We start from the raw sequence: 19,751 nt of genomic DNA, 5'->3' as shown, positions 1-19,751 counted from the left end.
ATGGGAACGGCAATATTCATGGTATTGATGGTATGCGGGTACTGGTACACCAGCCGCGACCTCTCAACACGGTTTAAAATCAAGCGATCCTTTGGCTGGGACGTCTATTTTCTTGTTGCGCTGTATGGCTGTATTTTTGTTCTTCAGGGGGTGATCGCCACCGGCCTGCTGTGGCTGCTGTTGTTCGCCCTCTCCGCCGCCGATAACACGTTCCATTTCACGTCAGCAAAATATGCCGACTGGCAAATTGATTTTATGAACTGGAGCTTCCTGGGGATTCAGGCCCCGGTGGTGGTGATGCTGACCTTCGCGATCCTGTTTTGTCTCTACCGCTCGAACTGGGCCGGAAGCGCGCGGCTGGACGGCGATGGCCGGAAAAAATTGTACAAGCGGCTGGCGCAGTCGAGCGGGATTGAACAACTGCTCTATCAGTGCATGGAGGAAGGTGAACTGGCGCACGTCACGCTGAAATCGCGGCGGATCTATATTGGCATGATCCATACCGCCACGCTGGAGTATGAAAAAACGGCCAATATCGTGCTTATTCCGATGCTGAGCGGCTACCGTGACGGGAAGAACATGCAGCTCTGTATCGAACATAACTACAGCAAATGGTATGCCGAGCATGACATTACGCTCGATTCGGAGCCCAAAAGCGCCATGGATTTTCGCAAAGTGATCATGCTGGATCAGATCGAGAGTATTTCGCTGTTCGATCCGGCAAGCGCCAGCGCGCTGGCGATGCGTGAATGAAAAAAATAGCGCCTTATCGTAATAAGGCGCCAGGATTAACCAGGATGAACGCTAAACTTATGGCGTGACAATATTGAACCAGAAGTCAAATGTGTCCATGTAGCTCAGCATCTCTTCCAGCTTCGCTCCGTCTCCGCTCACCTTGACGTCACCCTTGTCCATCGCCTGCTTGAGCGTCTCTTTCTTAAGGATGATGTCATTCAGCGTGGTGCGGTCCAGGGTGATGGTTGCGTCGGCATCCTTCGCCTGCGCGTTGGCGGTATGGTTCAGCACGCCGTTTTCCAGCTCCAGCTTGTATTTGCCGCCATCCTTACCGAGATCGATGTTAAAGACCGCTTTCGCGTTACCGGCCCGCACCCCGTTGATGTGCACGCCCAGGTAGTCGAAGAACATTTCCGGGGTCATCGCCCGCACGGTATCCGGGCTGGCGGTGTTCGGCGTCGGCAGCTTCTTCACGCCATTACGCAGTTCCTGCGCGCCGGTCAGGTAGAAGTTACGCCAGGTGCCCGCTTCCGCCTGGTAACCTAACTGCTCCAGCGCGTCGGCTTCCAGATTACGTGCCGCAGCGTTCTGCGGATCGGCGAAGACGATTTTGCTGGTCACCTGCGCCACCCAGCGGTAGTTGCCCTGCTGATAGTCAGCTTTGGCTTTCTGCATGATGGCATCGGCCCCTCCCATGTATTCCACAAACTTCTTCGCAGCCTGTTCAGGCGGCAGTTCGTCGAGGGTAGCCGGGTTGCCGTCGAACCATCCGAGATAAAACACGTAGGTGGCTTTGACGTCGTGGCTGACGGAACCGTAATAGCCGCGGCTCGCCCACTGTTTTTCCAGCGATTCCGGCAGTGTAAATTCAGCGGCGATCTCGTCGCGGGTCAGCCCCTTGTTTGCCATACGCAGGGTCTGGTCGTTGATGTAGCGATACATATCGCGCTGGCCTTTCATCAGCTTGACGATATTCTCGTTGCCCCAGGTCGGCCAGTGGTGCTGCGCAATAATCACTTCCGCGTCCGCGCCCCAGCGCTCAATGGCGGCGTTGATGTACTTAGACCAGGCCAGCGGATCGCGGATTTTCGCGCCGCGCAGGGAGTAGGTGTTGTGCAGGGTATGGGTCACGTCCTCTGCGGCTTCGATCATTTTCTTCTCTTTGACATACCACAGCATTTCGGACGGGGCTTCTGAGCCCGGCGCCATCATAAAGTCGTAGGTCAGCCCGTCAATCACTTCCTGCTGGCCGGTATGGGTAATGTAGTTGGTCGGCGGGATCAGGGTCACCGTACCCGCAGAGGTGGTGGTGCCAAGACCCGCCCCCACCTGGCCTTTTGCATCCGGCTTCAGCAGGTTGCCGTACATATAGCTCGCACGGCGGCTCATCGCATTCCCGGCCATAATGTTTTCGGAAACCGCTTCTTTCATAAAGCCTTCCGGGGCGTAGATCTTCACTTTGCCGGACTTCACGTCGGCTTCGTCAACCACACCGCGCAGGCCGCCGTAGTGGTCGACGTGACTGTGGGTGATCACCACAGCGACGACCGGTTTCTTGCCGCGGTTTGCATAGTAGAGATCCAGCGCTTCTTTCGCCGGTTCAGCGCTTAACAGCGGGTCGATAACGGTGATGCCCTTCTCGCCTTCAATGATGGTCATGTTGGAGAGATCGAGATTGCGGATCTGATACACGCCGTCGGTGACCTTAAACAGCCCGCCAATGTTGATCAGCTGTGACTGACGCCACAGGCTCGGGTTTACCGTATCCGGGGCTTTTTCACCCTCTTTCACGAAATCATATTTCGCCGGGTTCCAGATAACGTTCCCCTGCTCGCCTTTAATCATGTTTTGTGGCAGCGGGGCGATAAAACCTTTATGGGCGTTCTCAAAGTCGGTTTTATCGGCAAACGGTAATTTGTTATACAGGGCGTTATTTGCCTGCCGGGTTGTGGCAGTGGCATCCTGCGGCTGCACTTCCGCAAACGCGGAAAGCGACAGCGACGTCAACACACCGGCCAGCGCCAGATGTTTAGCAATTAGGGTTAATTTCATTGAATGGCCTCGTAGATTAATTGCGCCGCCTGGATATTTACTGTTGGCGGATAATTTTAATGCGAACTCATTGACGACCATTCTAATCAGAATACTTTCTCATCATAGTCCCATATGGGACTGGTTATTTATCGGTTCGTAATCCGGGGGCTATTGCTGCTATACTCGCTACCACGGCAGACGTTGCGGGGAGAGGCTTAGCGTGAATTTTCAGGATATCCATACCTATTATCAGCAACTCAATATTGGGCAATTCTTTCCGCACATGCTTTGTAAAGGCGAGGCCTTAACCGTTGCCGCAAATAAAAAATTCACCGTCGAGCCTGGCTATATCTATTTTTGCACTGAAGGGTCGCTGACAATATTAATGCCTGATGATGGCCTAAATATTGGCAATACTATCGAGTATATGCCGATAGGGTTAATGGAAAGGTATTGTCCACTGGCGAAGTATGAATATCGCAGCAGTGCGAAGGTGAAGCTGGTGAGAATAGCCTGGGCCGACTTCGACCAGCTATTTTTCGAGGGCGGGTCTGAGCGCATGCAGGCGCTGGCCACCATACTGACCTACATGTCCATTTTCACCATCGACCTGCACAATGAACGCAGGCAGGTCACCAGCTACCAGACCATAAAACCGATGCTGTACCGCTATCTCTATCGGCAGGAGACCCACACGGGAGAGAATGAGGGCCTGGCGCTGTTTATCATTAAGCGCACTAACCTGTCACGCACGCATGTCTTTCGCGTGCTGGCAGATCTCAAAGCCGGGGGCTATATCACCATGAAGCGCGGAAAGCTGGTGTCGATTGACCGGCCCCTGCCGGAAGCGTATTAAGTTCATCTTCACGCCTTGATCAACGTGCGCGAACGAACGGCCTTATTTATCCCGGCCAGCCGACTTGGGCCGTAAATTCTCATCGAAGACCAGCCGTTTGCGTCCGGGCTCTTCTTCCCGCAGCGGCTCCACCTGATGCAGCGTCTGCTTACAGCGATCCACCAGTACCTGATACTCCCGCGTGCCCTGCTTTTTCCACTCTATTTCCTGCGCGCTTAACTCACGAATCGCTTTCGCCGGACTGCCAAGAATTAAGTGATTCGCAGGCATCTCCGCTTTGGCCTTCACAAACGCCGCCGCCCCGACGATGCTGTTTTCGCCGATCGTCGCGCCGTCCATCACGACCGCATTCATCCCCACCAGCGCATTACGGCGGATAATGCAGCCGTGCAGGATCGCGCTGTGGCCGATATGCCCGTCCTCTTCCACCACCGTGTCCTGCTCCGGAAAACCGTGCATCACGCAGTTATCCTGGATGTTCGCGCCGTCTTTCACCACGATCCGGCCAAAATCACCGCGCAGGCTGGCGTTAGGGCCCACGTAAACACCTTTTCCGAGGATCACGTCGCCAATCAGCACCGCGGTCGGGTGAACATAGCTCTCTTCAGGCACGACCGGCGTCAGACCATCAATTTGATAAACAGGCATACCCTCTCCTTATGTGATATTCAGACCACCAAAACGCTGGTGATAAAGCGTGCCGGGAGCGGGCAGCTCGCCCACGGAGGTTTCCCCCTTCTCACTGACAAACGCCAGGGCTCCCGCCGCCACGCGCTGGTAGATGTTAATGCACAGCTGTCGCGCACTCTGGCCCGCCCAGTGCGCAGGAAGTAACTCCTCCGGCAACAGCGGATCTTTCAGCACCACGCGACGATAAAAATGAATGAGTAACAGCTGGATCTGGAAGCAGCGTTCCGGGGTCAAATCCTCAGGCGGCGCCTCTTTCAGCAGCGGCAGCAGCGGACGGAACGAGTTGATAAACGTTTCGTACATCGCGTTTTGCTCGGTCAGCTGCCAGCACTCTTCCACGCGGGATCGTAGCGCCGCGCGTGACAAGGCCAGCGGCGAATGGGCTTCAAAGAAAATGACGTTTTCCGCCACGCCCGCGTCATGCAGCAGAGACTGCACGTCCGCCAGGTTCTGCGACGGCGAGGCCATCAGGCTCGGCGCCAGCGTGCCGAACCCTTGCCAGATGAGCTGTTTTTTCACGTCCGCGAGCGTGGTTTTATCCAGCCCCTCGGAAAGCAGCAGCAGCCATTTACCATCCCACGCCGGCAGTTCCGCACGGTAGATTTTATTTTCCGCGCGGCGGGTCAAACGCAGCCCCTTGTCGCTGAGACGGTAAAAGCTGCGTCGGCCAATGCGGGACACGTCCAGCCAGCCCTCTTTGTTGAGGCGAAACAGCGCGGTGCGCACAAAGCGCTCCCCGAAACCCATCCCTTCCAGCAGAGCCGCCAGGCTGCCGAGCCAGATCTCTCCGCCGCGATGGGAAAGCGCATCGCCATACAGCGAGGAGATAAGCGACGTTCCGCTGACGGGAACAGAGCTGACTGCGTGCTGGATAAAGGCATCAAGTTTATTCATGTGATTCATTCTGTTGTTATTTTTTTCCTGGATGAATCATAGCATACGAATCTGGGGTGTATCCTCTCCCTAACCCTCTCCCAAAGGGAGAGGGAACTTAATACACCCTCTCCCTTTGGGAGAGGGCTGGGGTGAGGGAAATTCAACCGTTGGCTGCCACTTTACGCAAATCAAACACCCGGCAGGCTTTACCCTCGGAGCGCGGTATACTGCCGCAGTTCACGATCATCACGTCGGTCGAGATCCCCACCATCGATTTAATCCGATGACGCAGCTGATGGCAGACCTGACAGCGCTGTTCATGGGTCAGCGTTAAGCTGCTCTGTTTCAGCTCGACCTTCACCGAAAGTGAATCAAGATGCCCGCGGCGGTTCACCTCCAGCTGATAGTGCGGCGAAAGGTGTTCGAACTTAACGATCTCCTCTTCCAGCTGTGACGGGAAGACGTTAACCCCGCGAATGATGAGCATGTCGTCGCTGCGCCCGCTGATGCGATCCATCCGACGCATGGTGCGTGCGGTGCCCGGCAGCAGGCGCGTCAGGTCGCGGGTGCGGTAGCGGATCACCGGCAGCGCCTCTTTGGTCAGCGTGGTGAACAGCAGTTCGCCCTGCTCGCCGTCGGCCAGCGGCGTGCCGTCATTCGGGTTGACGATCTCCGGGAAGAAGTGATCTTCCCAGATGGTCGGGCCGTCGGCGGTTTCAAGACACTCCATCGCCACGCCCGGCCCCATCACTTCGGAGAGACCATAGATATCCAGCGCGGTAATGCCCAGCCGTTTTTCAATTTCGCGGCGCATCGCCTGCGTCCACGGCTCGGCGCCAAACACGCCGACGCGCAGGGAACAGGCGCTGGCATCGCCGCCCATCTGACGCTCCAGCTCTTCAATCAGGTTCAGGCAGTAAGACGGCGTCACCATGATCATATCCGGCTGGAAATCGCGGATCAGCTGCGCCTGCTTCTCCGTCTGGCCGCCGGACATCGGGATCACCGTCGCTCCCAGACGCTCGGCACCGTAGTGCGCCCCCAGCCCGCCGGTGAAGAGCCCGTAACCGTAGGCGACGTGAATTTTATCCTTCGCGCTGCCCCCGGCGGCGCGCAGGGAACGGGCGACGATATTGGCCCAGTTGTCGATATCATTCTGGGTATACCCCACCACGGTCGGCTTTCCGGTGGTGCCCGACGAGGCATGGATGCGTACCACCTGTTCCATTGGCACCGCAAAGGTATCAAACGGGTAGTTGTCGCGCAGATCCTGCTTGGTGGTGCACGGGAATTTTTGCAGGTCCGCCAGCTCGGTGAAGTCGTCAGGGTGAACGCCCGCGGCATCAAACTTGCGTTTGTACATCGGAACGTTGTTGTAGGCGTGGTGCAGCGTCCACTTCAGGCGCGCGGTCTGCAACGCCTGCAATTCATCAATGGACGCGGTTTCGATCGGATCAAGCTTTGTTGTATTTATCATCGCAGGGTACTCACATTATTGTTCGCTCAAACACGCTCAAGGATCATGGCAATGCCCTGACCCACACCGATGCACATCGTACACAGCGCGTAGCGACCGCCGCGTCGGTGCAATTCATTGCTTGCGGCCAGCGCCAGTCTGGCACCGCTCATTCCCAGCGGATGACCTAGCGCGATCGCCCCGCCGTTCGGGTTGACATGCTCCGCGTCATCCGGCAAGCCCAGCTGACGCAGCACACCCAGCGCCTGTGCGGCGAAGGCTTCATTAAGCTCAATGACGTCCATATCGGTGATACTGAGTCCGGCACGCTCCAGCACCTTGCGGGTGGCGGGCACCGGGCCTAATCCCATCAGGCGCGGCTCGACGCCCGCTGTCGCCATGGCCACAATGCGGGTGCGCGGGGTTAACCCCTGGGCAAGCGCCATCGGCTCGCTGGCGATAATCAGCGCCGCCGCCCCGTCGTTGACGCCAGAGGCGTTCCCCGCCGTCACCACACCGTTCTTACGGAACGGGGCTTTCAGCGCGGCAAGCTGTTCCAGGGTGGTTTCGGCGCGCGGATGCTCGTCCACGCTCACTTCCGTTACCGCACCTTTTTTGCCCGCCACCTGTACCGGGATAATCTCCTGCGCCAGAACGCCATTCTGCTGCGCCCGCGCGGTGCGCTGCTGGCTGCGCAGGGCAAATGCGTCCTGATCGGCACGGCTTATATTTAACAATTCCGCTACATTCTCTGCCGTTTCCGGCATGCTGTCAGTTCCGTATTGCTGATGCATGAGCGGATTCACAAATCGCCAGCCGATGGTGGTGTCGAAGATCTCCGCCTGACGCTGAAACGCCGCCGTGGCTTTGCCCATCACGAACGGCGCACGGGACATGGATTCGACGCCACCGGCGATCAGCAGATCGCCATCCCCGGCCCTGATGGCGCGCGCCGCAAAGCCAATGGCATCCAGACCGGAGCCGCACAGGCGGTTAATGGTGGTGCCGGATACCGTCTGCGGCAGCCCGGCCAGCAGCGCCGACATGCGCGCCACGTTGCGGTTATCCTCTCCGGCCTGGTTCGCGCAGCCGAAGATCACGTCATCTATGCGCTCCAGATCGAGCTGCGGGTAACGCGCCAGCAGCGCACGCAGCGGCACGGCCCCTAAGTCATCGGCGCGCACGCTGGATAATCCTCCGCCGTAGCGACCAACCGGGGTACGCACCCCCTCACAAATAAATGCGTCACGCATCAGACTTCTCCTGTCACACTGCCGCCGGTGCGGTGCGATTTCCCGCGAAAAAGCGCGACGGTTTTCTGGTGTTGGTTCTGAATTTCAATGTCGTAGACGCCGGTCAGTTTGCCCTGATGCTTCACCCGCGCGGTGGCGGTGAGCTTATCTCCGGCAAAGCCCGGACGCAGAAAATCGATGGCGCAGCCTGAGGCCACCGCCGCCAGCCCCTGACTGTTGCAGGCGTAGGCAAAGGCGGTATCGGCCAGCGAGAACAGCTGTCCGCCGTGGCAGGTTTTATGCCCGTTGAGCATCTGCGGGGTGATGGTCATGGTCACCACCGCGTAGCCCTCGCCCATGTCGATAATGTCCATCCCCATCGCCTGCGCGCAGGCGTCCCGTTCATACATCGCGCGGGCGTTATGCCAGGCGTTATGACTCATAGCTACTCTCCAGAAGCGCACGCTGGCGCAGCAGTGAACAGGGGCGATAGCGTTCCTCGCCGTAGTGACGTTGCAGATTCTCCAGCAGCGTTAACAGACGCTGCCAGCCAAGGCGCTCGCCCCAGGCGATGGGCCCGCAGGGATAGTTGACCCCTAAGCGCATGGCGGTATCGATGTCTTGCTCGCTGGCGACCCCTTTTTGCAGGGCGTCCAGCGCTTCGTTGGCAATCATCGCTACCGTGCGCCAGACCAGCAGGCCGGGGTAATCGGCAATCTGTACCACCCGTTTCTCCTGATGCTGCAACCAGTAAATGGCTTTCTGCGTGGCGGCGTGCGGGTTGCCCGGTGCGGCGGCTATCACGGCCACATCCCGCTCGATGCGGTCGACCACCACCACCGGGCAGCCGTGGCGCAGCGCCAGCGACTGCGCGGTTTCACCCTGCGTTTCGATCAGCAACAGATCGTCAATTTCCGTGACACCGTCACTTCTTCGCTGTACGCGCATCGGGCTGAAGCTGTCGCTGACCGGGGCGAGCCAGCTGACGGCGGGTTTCTCCTCCAGCCAGCGGTAAACGCCCTGCCCGCTTTTCTTACCCAGACGCCCCGCCAGCACCAGCTCCTGCTGCACCAGCGACGGCAGAAAACGACGCTCCTGCCAGAAGGCGTTAAACACGGAGCAGGTCACGGCAAAGTTGACGTCCTGACCAATCATGTCCGTCAGCTCAAGCGGCCCCATCGGGAAGCCTCCGCCGTCTCGCAGGGCGGCGTCGATCACCTCGGGCGTTGCCACCTGCTCTTCCAGCGCGCGCCAGGCTTCCGAGTAGAACGGGCGCGCCACGCGGTTGACGATAAACCCCGGCGTGGACTGGCAGCGTACCGGCTGCTTTCCCCAGCTCAACGCCAGCTCGCACAGTGCATCGGCCACTTCGGGAGAGGTCGCCAGCCCGCTGACCACTTCCACCAGCTTCATCACCGGGGCAGGATTGAAGAAGTGCAGCCCGGCGACGCGTTCAGGGTGGTTTATCTCCGCTGCAATCGCGGTAACGGAAATGGACGAGGTATTGCTGGCAAGCAGCGTCTGCGGCGGGCAGATCTCTGCCAGCTGGGTAAACAGCGCTTTTTTTACCTCAAGCCGCTCGGCGGCCGCCTCGATCACCAGATCGGCTTTCGCCAGAGCACTGATAGTCGTCACCGGCGTCAGGCGGGCGAGGATCTGTTCCCCGGCGCCGGCAGAGAGTTTTCCGCGCGCAACGCGAGAGGAGAGCCGCTGACGAATGCCGTCGATGGCGCGGGAAATCGCCGCTGCATCAATGTCGTACACCAGAACCGGATGACCGTGGCTGGCTGCCACTTCGGCAATCCCGGCGCCCATGGTGCCGCTGCCAATGACGGCGACCGTATGGATATTCACCATCTTATTTCCCCGTAAAGTTCGGCGCGCGTTTTGCCAGGAACGCGCTGACGCCTTCCCGGTAGTCGTCGCTGCGTCCGGCCAGACGTTGATAGTCGCGCTCCAGATCAAGCTGGGCGTCGAGGGTATTGGTTTCGGCGGCGTTAATCGCCTGCTTGATCAAGCCCAGGCCAAAGGTCGGCTGCGAGGCAAAATGCAGCGCCATCTGCTGTGCGGTGGCGGAGAGCTGCTCGTCGTCCACCACCTGCCAGATCATTCCCCAGGCCTGTGCCTGCTCGGCGCTGAGCTTATCGCCCAGCAATGCCAGCCCCATGGCGCGGGCGCGTCCGGCCACGCGCGGCAGCAGCCAGGTGCCGCCGCAGTCCGGGACGAGGCCGAGCTTGCTGAAGGCCATCACAAAACTGGCGGAGCGCGCCGCAATCACCATGTCGCAGCCGAGGGCCAGCGTCGCCCCCGCGCCCGCCGCCACGCCGTTAACCGCGCAAATCACCGGCTTCGGCAGTTTTGCCAGGCGGCGCACCAGCGGGTTGTAAAAAGTCTCAACGGACATGCCCAGATCCGGCGCGGGGCCGTTCGGGTCCACGTTACGGTCGTTAAGATCCTGCCCGGCGCAGAAACCGCGTCCTGCCCCGGTGATCAGCAGGCAGCGGATGGCGTCATCGCGCTCGGCCTGCTTAAGGCATTCGGAAAGCTGCTGGTGCATGACGTCGTTAAAGCTGTTCAGGCGCTCCGGGCGGTTCAGCGTAATGGTCATTACGCCCTGCTCAACATGGCTCAGAATAGATTCCACAATTAGCGTCCTTTAAAGTCTGGGGTGCGTTTTTGTAAAAAGGCGTTGATACCTTCCCGGCGATCGTCGGTGGCCGCGAGCAGCGCAAACAGCTGACGCTCCTGCGCCAGCCCGGCCTGAAGCGGGACTTCCTGCGACTGGCGAAGCGCCTGCTTCGCCGCCTGTAGCGCCAGCGGCGAGTGGCGCGCCATCAGCGCCGCCTGCTTCAGGGCGTACTCCAGCGTCAGCGAGGCCGGGTAGACGTCGCTGACCAGCCCGGCGCTGTGCGCCTGAACCGCCGTGATGCTTTCGCCCGTCAGCACCATTTTGCTGGCCAGCGATTTACCCACGCTGCGGATCAGCCGCTGGGTGCCGCCTGCGCCCGGCATGATCCCGAGGGTGATTTCCGGCAGACCAAAACGGGCGTTATCGCCGGCAATCACGACATCGCAGAGCAGCGCCAGCTCACAGCCTGCCCCCAGCGCGAAGCCGTTTACGGCGGCAATCAGCGGTTTGGTGAAGGCGTTGATCCGCGCCCACAGCTGCGGGCGGATATCGTTCAGGGTGGCGGGCAGGTCTTTCTCCGCCATTTCGTTGAGATCGGCCCCGGCGGCAAAGCAGCGTTCGTTGCCGTACACCACGCAGACGGCGATCTCAGCATCCGCGGCGGCGGCCTCAAGCTGCTCCGCGATTTGCAGGAGCAGCGCATTGTTGAGCGCGTTGCGCGCCGCCGGACGGTTAAGCGTCAGCTGCAACACGCGACCGTGACGGGTGACAATCAGTTCACTCATGCCATCCCCTTCGCATCAAAATCGACGATAACATCGGCGGTTAACGGCAGCGCCTGACAGCTCAGCACATAGCCTGCGGCCAGCTCGTCCGGCTCCAGGCTGTAGTTGGTCGCCATATCGACTTTTCCGCGCAGCACTTTGCATTTGCAGGTGGCGCATACGCCGCCCTTGCAGGCGTAAGGCAGATCCGCCCCCTGACGCAGGGCCGCGTCAAGAATGCTCTCGTCGTCCGCAGTCAGGGTGATCTCCCTGTCGCGCCCGTCCTGACGGACGGTGACCTTCTGCCCGTCGGCCTGCACGCTGGCTGTCCGTTTAACGGCGGTACCCGGCGTGTTAAAGCGCTCAAGATGGATCGCTTTTTCCGGCATACCCAGCGCTTGCAGCGCCGCTTCGGCCTCATCCATCATCGCCGATGGGCCGCAGATGAAGGCTTCATCGTACTGACGGAAATTCACCAGCGTTTTTGCCAGCGCCTGGAGCTTTTCCCCGTCAATGCGGCCATGGAGCAGATCGCTGTCGAGCGTCTCCTGGCTGAAGATGGCGATCAGCTGCAAACGCTGCGGGTATTTATCTTTCAGGTCCGCCAGCGCCCGGCGGAACATCATGCTCTGGCTGCTGCGGTTGCCGTAAATCAGGGTGAAGTGGCTGTGGGCTTCAGTGGCCAGCGTAGCGGACATAATCGCCAGCATTGGGGTGATCCCGGACCCGGCGGCAATCGCCAGATAGTGGCCTTCGCGTTCGGCCTGCGGCTGATAGCCAAACTGCCCCTGGGGCACCATCACCTCCAGCGCCATGCCCGGTTTGATCTCGTCCCGGGCATAGCGGGAAAAACGTCCGCCCTCGATGGCTTTGACCGCCACGCTGATCTCACCGCACGCGGTGCTCCGGCAGATGGAGTAGCAGCGGCGCAATTCATCCCCGCCAGGACTGGCTTTCAGGGTCAGATGCTGACCGGGACGGAAGCGGTACGCCTCCTGTAACGCCTGCGGCACCGCGAAGGTAATGGTCACCGCGTCGCGGGTTTCGGGTTCTACTTTTGCCACTGTTAATGAATGAAACGTTGTCATGGCAGCCTCAAATACATTTGAAATAGTCGAAGGGCTCACGGCAGGTATTGCAGCGATAGAGCGCTTTGCAGGCCGTAGAACCAAATTCACTGATAAGCGAGGTATCGGTGCTCGCACAGCGCGGGCAGCTCACCTCAGCGGGAACGTGGGCATGGCAGCTATGGCCGACAGGCGGGCTGATGCCATATTCACGCAGGCGCCTGCGGGCATCGTCGGTCATCCAGTCGGTGGTCCAGGCGGGCTCCAGTTGCAGCACAATATGTACCGGGCTAAAGCCGTTTCCGGTCAGGGTTTCGCGGATCGCCCCCAGCAGATGCTCCGTTGCCGGACAGCCCGAATAGGTTGGCGTGAAGCCGATGACCCAGCCTTCCCCCTGCGCCTTCACGTTGCGCACCATGCCTAAGTCGGTGATGGTCAGCACCGGCACTTCCGGGTCGGGGATCTGGCTTAACAGCGCCCAAATCTGCGGGATTTGTGCAGGCGCGATGTCGACGAGGCGTTGCATGGCGTCCTCCTTTACCACTGCTGGCCGGGGTAAACGCGCTGGAGATACTGCATCTCTGCCAGCATCGGCCCGAGGTGTTCGGTATGTAGCCCCTTCTTGCCGCCCGTGCGATACGCCACTTCTTCGGGCACGCGGAGGGTGGCTTCCGCCAGGCCAGCAAACACTTCGCGCTCCCACGGGTCCCGCAGGTCGCGCGGATCAACCGCCACGCCGTCATCAATTAGCGCCAGTTCGACGTCGTCGGCGTCGAACAGTTCAGCCGTAAAGCGCCACAGGCTATCCACCGCCTGCTGCATTTTTTGTGCGGAGGTTTCTGTTCCGTCCCCCAGCCGCACCAGCCAGCCGCGGCTAAAGCGCAGGTGGTAGCGTGCCTCCTTAATGGCTTTTGCCGCGATGGCGGCAAGCTGACTGTCGCTGCTATGGATCAGCCGCTCGTAGAGCGCCACGTTCCACGCATCCATCAGATACTGACGGGCAATGGTGTCAGCGAAGCTGCCGTTTGGTTGTTCCACCAGCAGCAGATTGCGGAACTGACGCTCATCGCGGCCATAGGCCAGGGTGTCTTCATCGCCCTTACCCTCCCGTTCAGCGGCGTAGGTCAGGAAATTACGCGCCTGCCCGAGCAGATCAAGGCCGATATTGGCGAGCGCCAGGTCAATTTCCAGCTCCGGCGCGTGGCCGCACCAGGCGCCCAGACGCTGTGAGAGCACCAGACCGTTGTCGCCCAGACGCAGGGCATAAGCAGATACGTTGTTCATCCCCAACCTCACATATGCTCGATGCCATCAGGGATGGTGTAAAACGTCGGATGGCGGTAGACCTTGCTTTCCGCCGGATCGAAAAACTCCCCGCTCTCTTCCGGCTGGGAAGCGACGATTTCACTCGCCTTCACCACCCAGATGGAACAGCCTTCGCTGCGGCGGGTATAGGCATCGCGCGCGTTTTCCAGCGCCATGCGGTCGTCGGCAGCGTGAAGGCTGCCCACATGCCGGTGCGACAGCCCCTGCTTCGAACGGACAAAAACTTCGTATAACGGCCAGTAAACATTGCTCATGGTTGATTCCTCTTATGCGGCCTGGCGGGCGCGTTGTTTTGCCGCGTGGGCCAGAGCGGCTTCACGCACCCATGCGCCGTCGTCCCAGGCTTTACGTTTTGCGGCAAGACGTTCGTGGTTGCAGATCCCGCGCCCGTTGATCACCTCGTCAAATTCCTGCCAGTCGATTTCGCCGAAGCGGTAGTGGCCGCTCTCTTCATCGAAACGCAGGTCGGGGTCCGGCACGGTCATACCGAGCATCTCCACCTGAGGCACCGTGTTGTCCACGAAGCGCTGGCGAAGCTCATCGTTGCCAAAGCGTTTGATCTTCCAGGCCAGGCTGCGGGCGCTGTTTGGGGAGTTGTCGTCGTTGGGTCCGAACATCATCAGCGCGGGCCACCAGAAACGGTTGATGGCGTCCTGCAACATCTGCCGCTGGGCTTCGCTGCCCTGCGCCAGCGCCATGCAGGCCTCAAAACCCTGACGCTGATGGAAGCTCTCTTCTTTACAGATTTTCACCATCGCCCGGGCATACGGGCCGTAAGAGGTACGGCACAGCGCCACCTGGTTCACAATGGCCGCCCCGTCCACCAGCCAGCCAATGACCCCGATATCGGCCCAGCTCAGGGTCGGATAGTTGAAGATGGAGGAGTATTTCATCTTGCCGTCGAGCATCTTTTGATAAATGTCCTCCCGGGCGCAGCCCAGCGTTTCCGCCGCGCTGTAGAGGTACAGACCGTGTCCGGCTTCATCCTGCACCTTCGCCAGCAGAATGGCTTTCCGGCGCAGCGTCGGCGCGCGGGTGATCCAGTTTCCTTCCGGCAGCATGCCGACAATCTCAGAGTGGGCGTGCTGTCCAATCTGGCGGATCAGCGTCTTGCGGTAGGCATCCGGCATCCAGTCCTGCGGCTCGATGGCCGTCTCCTGTGCGATGCGTTGCTCAAAGCGTTGTTCTTGCGTCACATAACCACCTTTGTGATTCGTTAAATCACCACAAATAGCAAAATGGTGAATCATTTGGTTTCTTAAAAGTTACACAAAGGTTAAATATAACCCCAAGAAGCGTTTGTTTATTTTGTGACGACGCTCGCAAGCCTTTTAATGAAAGGCCGATGACGCAAGGCTTTTGGGTGGTCAGATTAAGCAATACAGATCACAGCGTTAACAATTCATTAAAACTCAGCTTGATTTTTATGATTCGCGGTCAAACTATTTATAGTGAAATCATGAAACATCTGGAGAGAAGAAATGCAGCAGTTAGCCAGCTTCTTGTCCGGCACCTGGCAATCAGGCCGGGGCCGCGAGCGCACCATCACCCACGCCATCAGCGGGGAAACGCTATTTGAAGTCACCAGCGAAGGGCTGGATATGGCGGCCGCGCGCCGTTACGCCATTGAACACGGCGGAGAAGCGCTCCGAGCAATGAGCTTTATCGAGCGCGCCGCCATGCTGAAGGCGGTGGCCAAACATCTGCTGAGCCAGAAGGATCGCTTTTATGCCCTGTCAGCTCAGACCGGCGCGACGAAGGCCGACAGCTGGGTGGATATTGAAGGCGGTATCGGCACCCTCTTCACCTACGCAAGCCTCGGCAGCCGTGAGCTGCCGGACGATACCCTGTGGCCGGAGGATGAACTGATCCCGCTGTCGAAGGAAGGCGGTTTTGCGGCACGTCACGTGTTAACGTCGAAATCCGGCGTGGCGGTGCATATCAACGCGTTCAACTTCCCGTGCTGGGGGATGCTGGAAAAGCTCGCGCCCACCTGGCTTGCCGGGATGCCCGCCATCATCAAGCCCGCCACCGCCACCGCGCAGGTGACTCAGGCGATGGTGAAAGCGATCGTCGAGAGCGGACTGGTGCCCGACGGCGCCATCAGCCTGATCTGCGGTGGCGCGGGCGATCTGCTGAACCAGCTCGACAGCCAGGACGTGGTGACGTTTACCGGATCGGCCAGCACCGGGCAGAGTCTGCGCGTCCACCCGAATATCGTCGCGCATTCCATTCCGTTTACCATGGAAGCAGATTCTCTCAACTGCTGCGTGCTGGGTGAGGACGTGACGCCGGAACACCCGGAGTTTGCACTGTTTATTCGCGAAGTGGTGCGCGAGATGACTGCCAAAGCCGGGCAAAAATGTACCGCCATCCGCCGCATCATCGTGCCGGAAGCGCAGGTTGAAGCCGTCAGCCAGGCGCTGATTGCGCGGCTGGAGAAAGTGGTCGTCGGCGATCCGGCCCAGGAAGGGGTGAAGATGGGGGCTCTCGTCAACAGTGAGCAACGTGCTGACGTGCAGGAAAAAGTCGACCATCTGCTTGCCGCGGGCTGCCAGATCCGTCTGGGTGGTAAAGCCGATTTGCAGGCGGCTGGCGCATTCTTCCCGCCCACCCTGCTGTTCTGCCCGCAGCCGGACGAAACCCCGGCCGTCCACGCCATCGAAGCCTTTGGCCCCGTCGCAACCCTGATGCCCTGCCGTAACACCGAACACGCCATGCAGCTGGCGCGGGCGGGTGGCGGCAGCCTGGCGGGAACGCTGGTTACGGCAGATACCCGCGTGGCGCGGCAGTTTATTGCCGGTGCCGCGCGCGCCCACGGACGCATTCAGATCCTCAACCAGGAATCCTCGAAAGAATCCACCGGCCACGGTTCACCGCTGCCGCAGCTGGTGCACGGTGGTCCGGGACGTGCGGGCGGCGGCGAAGAGCTGGGCGGCCTGCGCGCGGTGAAGCACTATCTTCAGCGCACGGCCATTCAGGGCAGCCCGTCCATGCTCGCCGCGATCGGTAAACAGTGGGTCCGTGGCGCGGAGGTGCAGGAAGATCGCGTTCATCCGTTCCGTAAATACTTCGAGGAGTTACAGCCGGGCGACAGCCTGCTGACCCCGCGTCGTACCCTGACGGAAGCGGATATCGTGAATTTTGCCTGCCTGAGCGGAGATCATTTCTACGCTCATATGGACAAAATTGGCGCGGCGGAGTCGATTTTTGGTGAGCGCGTGGTACACGGTTATTTCCTGATTTCCGCCGCGGCGGGGCTGTTTGTCGATGCCGGGGTTGGGCCGGTTATTGCCAACTACGGCATGGAAAACCTGCGCTTTATCGAGCCGGTCAAGCCGGGCGATACCATTCAGGTGCGCCTGACCTGTAAACGTAAAACGCTGAAGAAACAGCGCACTGCCGAGGAAAAACCCACCGGCGTGGTGGAATGGGCGGTGGAGATCTTCAACCAGCACCAGCAGGCCGTGGCGCTCTACTCCATCCTGACGCTGGTGGCGCGCCAGCAGGGTGACTTCTGACGCACCTCTTTCTTGCCGGGTGTCGCTCCGCTTACCCGGCCTACAACTACCTGACCGGGGTGTGATGCACCCCCGCTCTTTTTTTAACCTGGCAAGACTGACAAACAACCTGGCAGATGCAGGCAAACGCTTTTCGTGCGCGCCTGTCAGGATAAGGCTGACACAACACAATAAACACAACAAGATGAGGTCTGCGATGGGAAGCAATTCTTCTTTTTCTGCCCGTAGAACGGCACTGGCCATGGCCGTTGCGCTCTGTTGCGCCTGGCAATCCCCTGTTTACGCTCACGGCAGCGAGGCGCATATGGTCCCGATGGACAAAACGCTTCAGGCGTTTGGCGCGGACGTGCAGTGGGATGATTACGCCCAGATGTTCACCATCGTCAAAGACGGTGCCTTTGTGAAGGTCAAACCCGGCGCAAACACCGCCATCGTTAACGGCAAACCGCTGACGCTCCAGGTGCCCGTGGTGATGAAGAACAATAAGGCGTTTATCCCGGAGACCTTTATCAACGATGTCTTTCAGTCCGGTCTTGATCAGACATTCCAGGTTGAAAAAAGCCCCCACCCGTTAAACGCGCTGACGGCTGATGAAATCAACCAGGCCGTAGCCATTGTGAAAGCCTCTGCGGATTTTAAACCCAATACCCGCTTTACCCAGATTGCGCTGGCGGAGCCAGAAAAGGCCAAAGTCTGGGACTTTGTGCTTAACGGCACGGCGGTGGATGCGCCCCGCCAGGCCAATATCATCATGCTTGATGGTAAACACATCATCGAAAGCCGGGTGGATCTGAAGGAGAAAAAGATCCTCCGCTGGGAGCCGATCAAAGACGCGCACGGCATGGTGCTGCTGGATGACTTCAATACCGTGCAGCAGATCATCAATGAAAGCCCGGAGTTTGCCGCCGTGCTGAAAAAGCGCGGCATTACCGACCCGAAGAAAGTGATCACCACTCCGCTTACCGTCGGCTTTTTTGACGGCAAGGATGGGCTGAAACAGGAAGACCGCCTGCTGAAAGTGATCAGCTATCTCGACGTGGGCGACGGTAACTACTGGGCGCACCCGATCGAAAACCTGGTTGCGGTGGTGGATCTCGAGCAGAAGAAAATCCAGAAGATTGAGGAAGGCCCGGTCGTGCCGGTTCCGCTCACGCCGCGCCCTTATGATGGCCGCGACCGCGTTGAAACGGTGAAAAAACCGCTGGAAATTATCGAGCCGGAAGGCAAGAACTACACCATCACCGGGGATAGGGTGCACTGGCAGAACTGGGATTTTCATCTGAGCCTGGACTCACGCGTCGGCCCGATAATCTCCACCGTGACCTATAACGACAACGGCAAAAAGCGACAGGTGATGTATCAGGGATCGCTCGGCGGCATGATTGTGCCGTACGGCGACCCGGATATCGGCTGGTACTTTAAAGCCTATCTGGACTCCGGCGATTACGGCATGGGTACCCTGACCTCCCCGCTGGTGCGCGGCAAGGATGTTCCGTCTAACGCCGTGATGCTCAACGAAACCATCCCGGATTACACCGGCGCGCCAATGGAGATCCCCAGGGCGATCGCCATTTTCGAGCGTTACGCCGGGCCGGAATATAAGCATCAGGAATTAGGTAAACCCAACGTCAGCACCGAACGCCGCGAGCTGGTGGTGCGCTGGGTCAGCACCGTGGGTAACTACGATTACATCTTCGACTGGGTATTCCACGAAAACGGCACTATCGGCATTGATGCAGGGGCTACGGGCATTGAAGCGGTGAAAGGCGTGCAGACGAAAACCATGCATGATGCCACCGCGAAGGATGACACCCGATACGGAACGCTGATCGACCATAATATTGTCGGTACCACCCACCAGCACATCTACAACTTCCGTCTGGATATGGACGTGGACGGCATCAACAATAAGCTGGTGGCCATGGATCCGGACGTCAAACCGAACACCGCTGGCGGACCGCGCACCAGCACCATGCAGGTTAATCAGTATGATATTGATACCGAACAGCAGGCGGCGCAGAAGTTTGACCCGGGCACCATCCGCCTGCTGAGCAATACCAGCAAAGAGAACCGCATGGGCAACCCGGTCTCGTATCAGATCATCCCTTACGCGGGCGGCACACACCCGGTAGCGTCCGGCGCGAAGTTTGCCCCGGACGAGTGGATTTATCACCGCCTGAGCTTTATGGATAAACAGCTGTGGGTGACGCGTTACCATCCCGACGAGATGTACCCGGAGGGAAAATACCCGAACCGTTCCACGCACGATACCGGCCTCGGCCAGTACAGCAAAGATAACGAATCGCTGAACGACCAGGATAACGTCATCTGGATGACCACCGGCACCACCCATGTCGCCCGCGCCGAGGAGTGGCCGATAATGCCGACGGAATGGGTGCACACGTTACTCAAGCCGTGGAATTTCTTTGACGAGACGCCAACGCTCGGCAAGAAAAAAGAGCAGAAATAACCCACCGACCGGGCGTAATGCCCGGTTTTTCATCCGCTTACTTGCTGAATTACTCTCCCCGATTATAGTTATTGTTACCTCGCTTAATCCTTTTG

The 19,751-nt window shown here is 59.2% G+C and carries 18 protein-coding genes; 4 read left to right on the top strand and 14 right to left on the bottom strand.

Annotated features, from left to right (window positions below; genetic code table 11):
- Positions 1-753 (top strand): hypothetical protein, encoded by a 753-nt coding sequence (locus FZF21_RS10210; RefSeq protein ID WP_017384508.1) that lies wholly within the window; start codon positions 1-3, stop codon positions 751-753.
- Positions 754-810: 57 nt separating this feature from the next.
- Here the strand turns inward: FZF21_RS10210 and FZF21_RS10205 are convergent, their stop codons facing one another.
- Entirely contained in the window at positions 811-2,787 is a 1,977-nt protein-coding gene (locus tag FZF21_RS10205) for an alkyl sulfatase dimerization domain-containing protein (protein ID WP_017693471.1), read from the bottom strand.
- 202 nt (positions 2,788-2,989) lie between these two features.
- Here FZF21_RS10205 and FZF21_RS10200 point away from each other — a divergent pair, with 202 nt between their 5' ends.
- Positions 2,990-3,625 (top strand): helix-turn-helix domain-containing protein, encoded by a 636-nt coding sequence (locus FZF21_RS10200; protein ID WP_023296565.1) that lies wholly within the window; start codon positions 2,990-2,992, stop codon positions 3,623-3,625.
- A gap of 42 nt (positions 3,626-3,667) precedes the next feature.
- Here the strand turns inward: FZF21_RS10200 and paaY are convergent, their stop codons facing one another.
- The 13 genes from paaY to paaA form a co-directional block, all read right to left on the bottom strand.
- A complete protein-coding gene (gene paaY / locus FZF21_RS10195) occupies positions 3,668-4,273 on the bottom strand; it encodes a phenylacetic acid degradation protein PaaY (protein WP_006810541.1) in 606 nt (201 codons plus the stop codon).
- A 9-nt stretch (positions 4,274-4,282) separates the two neighbouring features.
- Complete coding sequence (paaX, locus tag FZF21_RS10190; RefSeq protein WP_032103751.1) at positions 4,283-5,218, bottom strand: phenylacetic acid degradation operon negative regulatory protein PaaX; 936 nt, start codon at positions 5,216-5,218, stop codon at positions 4,283-4,285.
- A gap of 133 nt (positions 5,219-5,351) precedes the next feature.
- Positions 5,352-6,668, bottom strand: coding sequence for a phenylacetate--CoA ligase PaaK (paaK, locus tag FZF21_RS10185; RefSeq protein WP_017693475.1), 1,317 nt, complete (start codon positions 6,666-6,668; stop codon positions 5,352-5,354).
- 26 nt (positions 6,669-6,694) lie between these two features.
- Positions 6,695-7,900, bottom strand: coding sequence for a 3-oxoadipyl-CoA thiolase (gene pcaF / locus FZF21_RS10180; RefSeq protein WP_023296563.1), 1,206 nt, complete (start codon positions 7,898-7,900; stop codon positions 6,695-6,697).
- Complete coding sequence (paaI, locus tag FZF21_RS10175; protein ID WP_045327934.1) at positions 7,900-8,322, bottom strand: hydroxyphenylacetyl-CoA thioesterase PaaI; 423 nt, start codon at positions 8,320-8,322, stop codon at positions 7,900-7,902. The genes pcaF and paaI overlap by 1 nt, the downstream gene beginning before the upstream one ends.
- Positions 8,312-9,736, bottom strand: coding sequence for a 3-hydroxyacyl-CoA dehydrogenase PaaH (gene paaH / locus FZF21_RS10170; RefSeq protein ID WP_149121379.1), 1,425 nt, complete (start codon positions 9,734-9,736; stop codon positions 8,312-8,314). Before paaH ends, paaI begins: the two co-directional genes overlap by 11 nt.
- Before the next feature lies 1 nt (position 9,737).
- Complete coding sequence (gene paaG, locus FZF21_RS10165) at positions 9,738-10,526, bottom strand: 2-(1,2-epoxy-1,2-dihydrophenyl)acetyl-CoA isomerase PaaG (RefSeq protein WP_026080707.1); 789 nt, start codon at positions 10,524-10,526, stop codon at positions 9,738-9,740.
- A complete protein-coding gene (gene paaF, locus FZF21_RS10160; RefSeq protein ID WP_045141540.1) occupies positions 10,526-11,293 on the bottom strand; it encodes a 2,3-dehydroadipyl-CoA hydratase PaaF in 768 nt (255 codons plus the stop codon). Before paaF ends, paaG begins: the two co-directional genes overlap by 1 nt.
- On the bottom strand, positions 11,290-12,360 hold the full coding sequence (gene paaE, locus FZF21_RS10155; protein WP_033486769.1) for a 1,2-phenylacetyl-CoA epoxidase subunit PaaE: 1,071 nt from the start codon (positions 12,358-12,360) through the stop codon (positions 11,290-11,292). The genes paaF and paaE overlap by 4 nt, the downstream gene beginning before the upstream one ends.
- 7 nt (positions 12,361-12,367) lie before the next feature.
- Entirely contained in the window at positions 12,368-12,865 is a 498-nt protein-coding gene (gene paaD, locus FZF21_RS10150; protein ID WP_023296559.1) for a 1,2-phenylacetyl-CoA epoxidase subunit PaaD, read from the bottom strand.
- An 11-nt stretch (positions 12,866-12,876) separates the two neighbouring features.
- Positions 12,877-13,623 (bottom strand): 1,2-phenylacetyl-CoA epoxidase subunit PaaC, encoded by a 747-nt coding sequence (gene paaC / locus FZF21_RS10145; protein WP_015570597.1) that lies wholly within the window; start codon positions 13,621-13,623, stop codon positions 12,877-12,879.
- 8 nt (positions 13,624-13,631) lie between these two features.
- The gene (gene paaB / locus FZF21_RS10140) at positions 13,632-13,919 is read right to left on the bottom strand and encodes a 1,2-phenylacetyl-CoA epoxidase subunit PaaB (RefSeq protein WP_003857353.1); all 288 of its coding nucleotides are present in this window, start codon (positions 13,917-13,919) and stop codon (positions 13,632-13,634) included.
- A 12-nt stretch (positions 13,920-13,931) separates the two neighbouring features.
- Entirely contained in the window at positions 13,932-14,861 is a 930-nt protein-coding gene (paaA, locus tag FZF21_RS10135) for a 1,2-phenylacetyl-CoA epoxidase subunit PaaA (RefSeq protein WP_040118298.1), read from the bottom strand.
- A 285-nt stretch (positions 14,862-15,146) separates the two neighbouring features.
- Here paaA and paaZ point away from each other — a divergent pair, with 285 nt between their 5' ends.
- Both paaZ and tynA read left to right on the top strand, forming a co-directional pair.
- Positions 15,147-17,186 carry a phenylacetic acid degradation bifunctional protein PaaZ gene (gene paaZ, locus FZF21_RS10130; RefSeq protein ID WP_047738515.1) on the top strand — a complete coding sequence of 680 codons (2,040 nt, stop codon included), beginning with the start codon at positions 15,147-15,149 and terminating at the stop codon, positions 17,184-17,186.
- Positions 17,187-17,382: 196 nt separating this feature from the next.
- On the top strand, positions 17,383-19,656 hold the full coding sequence (tynA, locus tag FZF21_RS10125) for a primary-amine oxidase (RefSeq protein WP_045334809.1): 2,274 nt from the start codon (positions 17,383-17,385) through the stop codon (positions 19,654-19,656).
- The last annotated feature ends 95 nt before the right edge of the window (positions 19,657-19,751 follow it).

The organism is Enterobacter sp. LU1 (assembly GCF_008271405.2).
Classification (GTDB): Bacteria; Pseudomonadota; Gammaproteobacteria; order Enterobacterales; family Enterobacteriaceae; genus Enterobacter; species Enterobacter hormaechei_C.
Note: the sequence above shows the minus strand (reverse complement) of the source record. Positions and strands in the feature narration are given on the sequence as shown.

Bases quoted from the DNA above. Each gene is read 5' to 3' on its own strand.
- pcaF (WP_023296563.1), bottom strand. From the start codon at position 7,900: ATGCGTGACGCATTTATTTGTGAGGGGGTGCGTACCCCGGTTGGTCGC.
- paaC (WP_015570597.1), bottom strand. From the start codon at position 13,623: ATGAACAACGTATCTGCTTATGCCCTGCGTCTGGGCGACAACGGTCTG.
- FZF21_RS10210 (WP_017384508.1), top strand. From the start codon at position 1: ATGGGAACGGCAATATTCATGGTATTGATGGTATGCGGGTACTGGTAC.
- paaZ (WP_047738515.1), top strand. From the start codon at position 15,147: ATGCAGCAGTTAGCCAGCTTCTTGTCCGGCACCTGGCAATCAGGCCGG.
- paaF (WP_045141540.1), bottom strand. From the start codon at position 11,293: ATGAGTGAACTGATTGTCACCCGTCACGGTCGCGTGTTGCAGCTGACG.
- tynA (WP_045334809.1), top strand. From the start codon at position 17,383: ATGGGAAGCAATTCTTCTTTTTCTGCCCGTAGAACGGCACTGGCCATG.
- paaE (WP_033486769.1), bottom strand. From the start codon at position 12,360: ATGACAACGTTTCATTCATTAACAGTGGCAAAAGTAGAACCCGAAACC.
- paaB (WP_003857353.1), bottom strand. From the start codon at position 13,919: ATGAGCAATGTTTACTGGCCGTTATACGAAGTTTTTGTCCGTTCGAAG.
- paaY (WP_006810541.1), bottom strand. From the start codon at position 4,273: ATGCCTGTTTATCAAATTGATGGTCTGACGCCGGTCGTGCCTGAAGAG.
- FZF21_RS10205 (WP_017693471.1), bottom strand. From the start codon at position 2,787: ATGAAATTAACCCTAATTGCTAAACATCTGGCGCTGGCCGGTGTGTTG.
- paaI (WP_045327934.1), bottom strand. From the start codon at position 8,322: ATGAGTCATAACGCCTGGCATAACGCCCGCGCGATGTATGAACGGGAC.
- paaD (WP_023296559.1), bottom strand. From the start codon at position 12,865: ATGCAACGCCTCGTCGACATCGCGCCTGCACAAATCCCGCAGATTTGG.
- paaH (WP_149121379.1), bottom strand. From the start codon at position 9,736: ATGGTGAATATCCATACGGTCGCCGTCATTGGCAGCGGCACCATGGGC.
- paaK (WP_017693475.1), bottom strand. From the start codon at position 6,668: ATGATAAATACAACAAAGCTTGATCCGATCGAAACCGCGTCCATTGAT.
- paaX (WP_032103751.1), bottom strand. From the start codon at position 5,218: ATGAATCACATGAATAAACTTGATGCCTTTATCCAGCACGCAGTCAGC.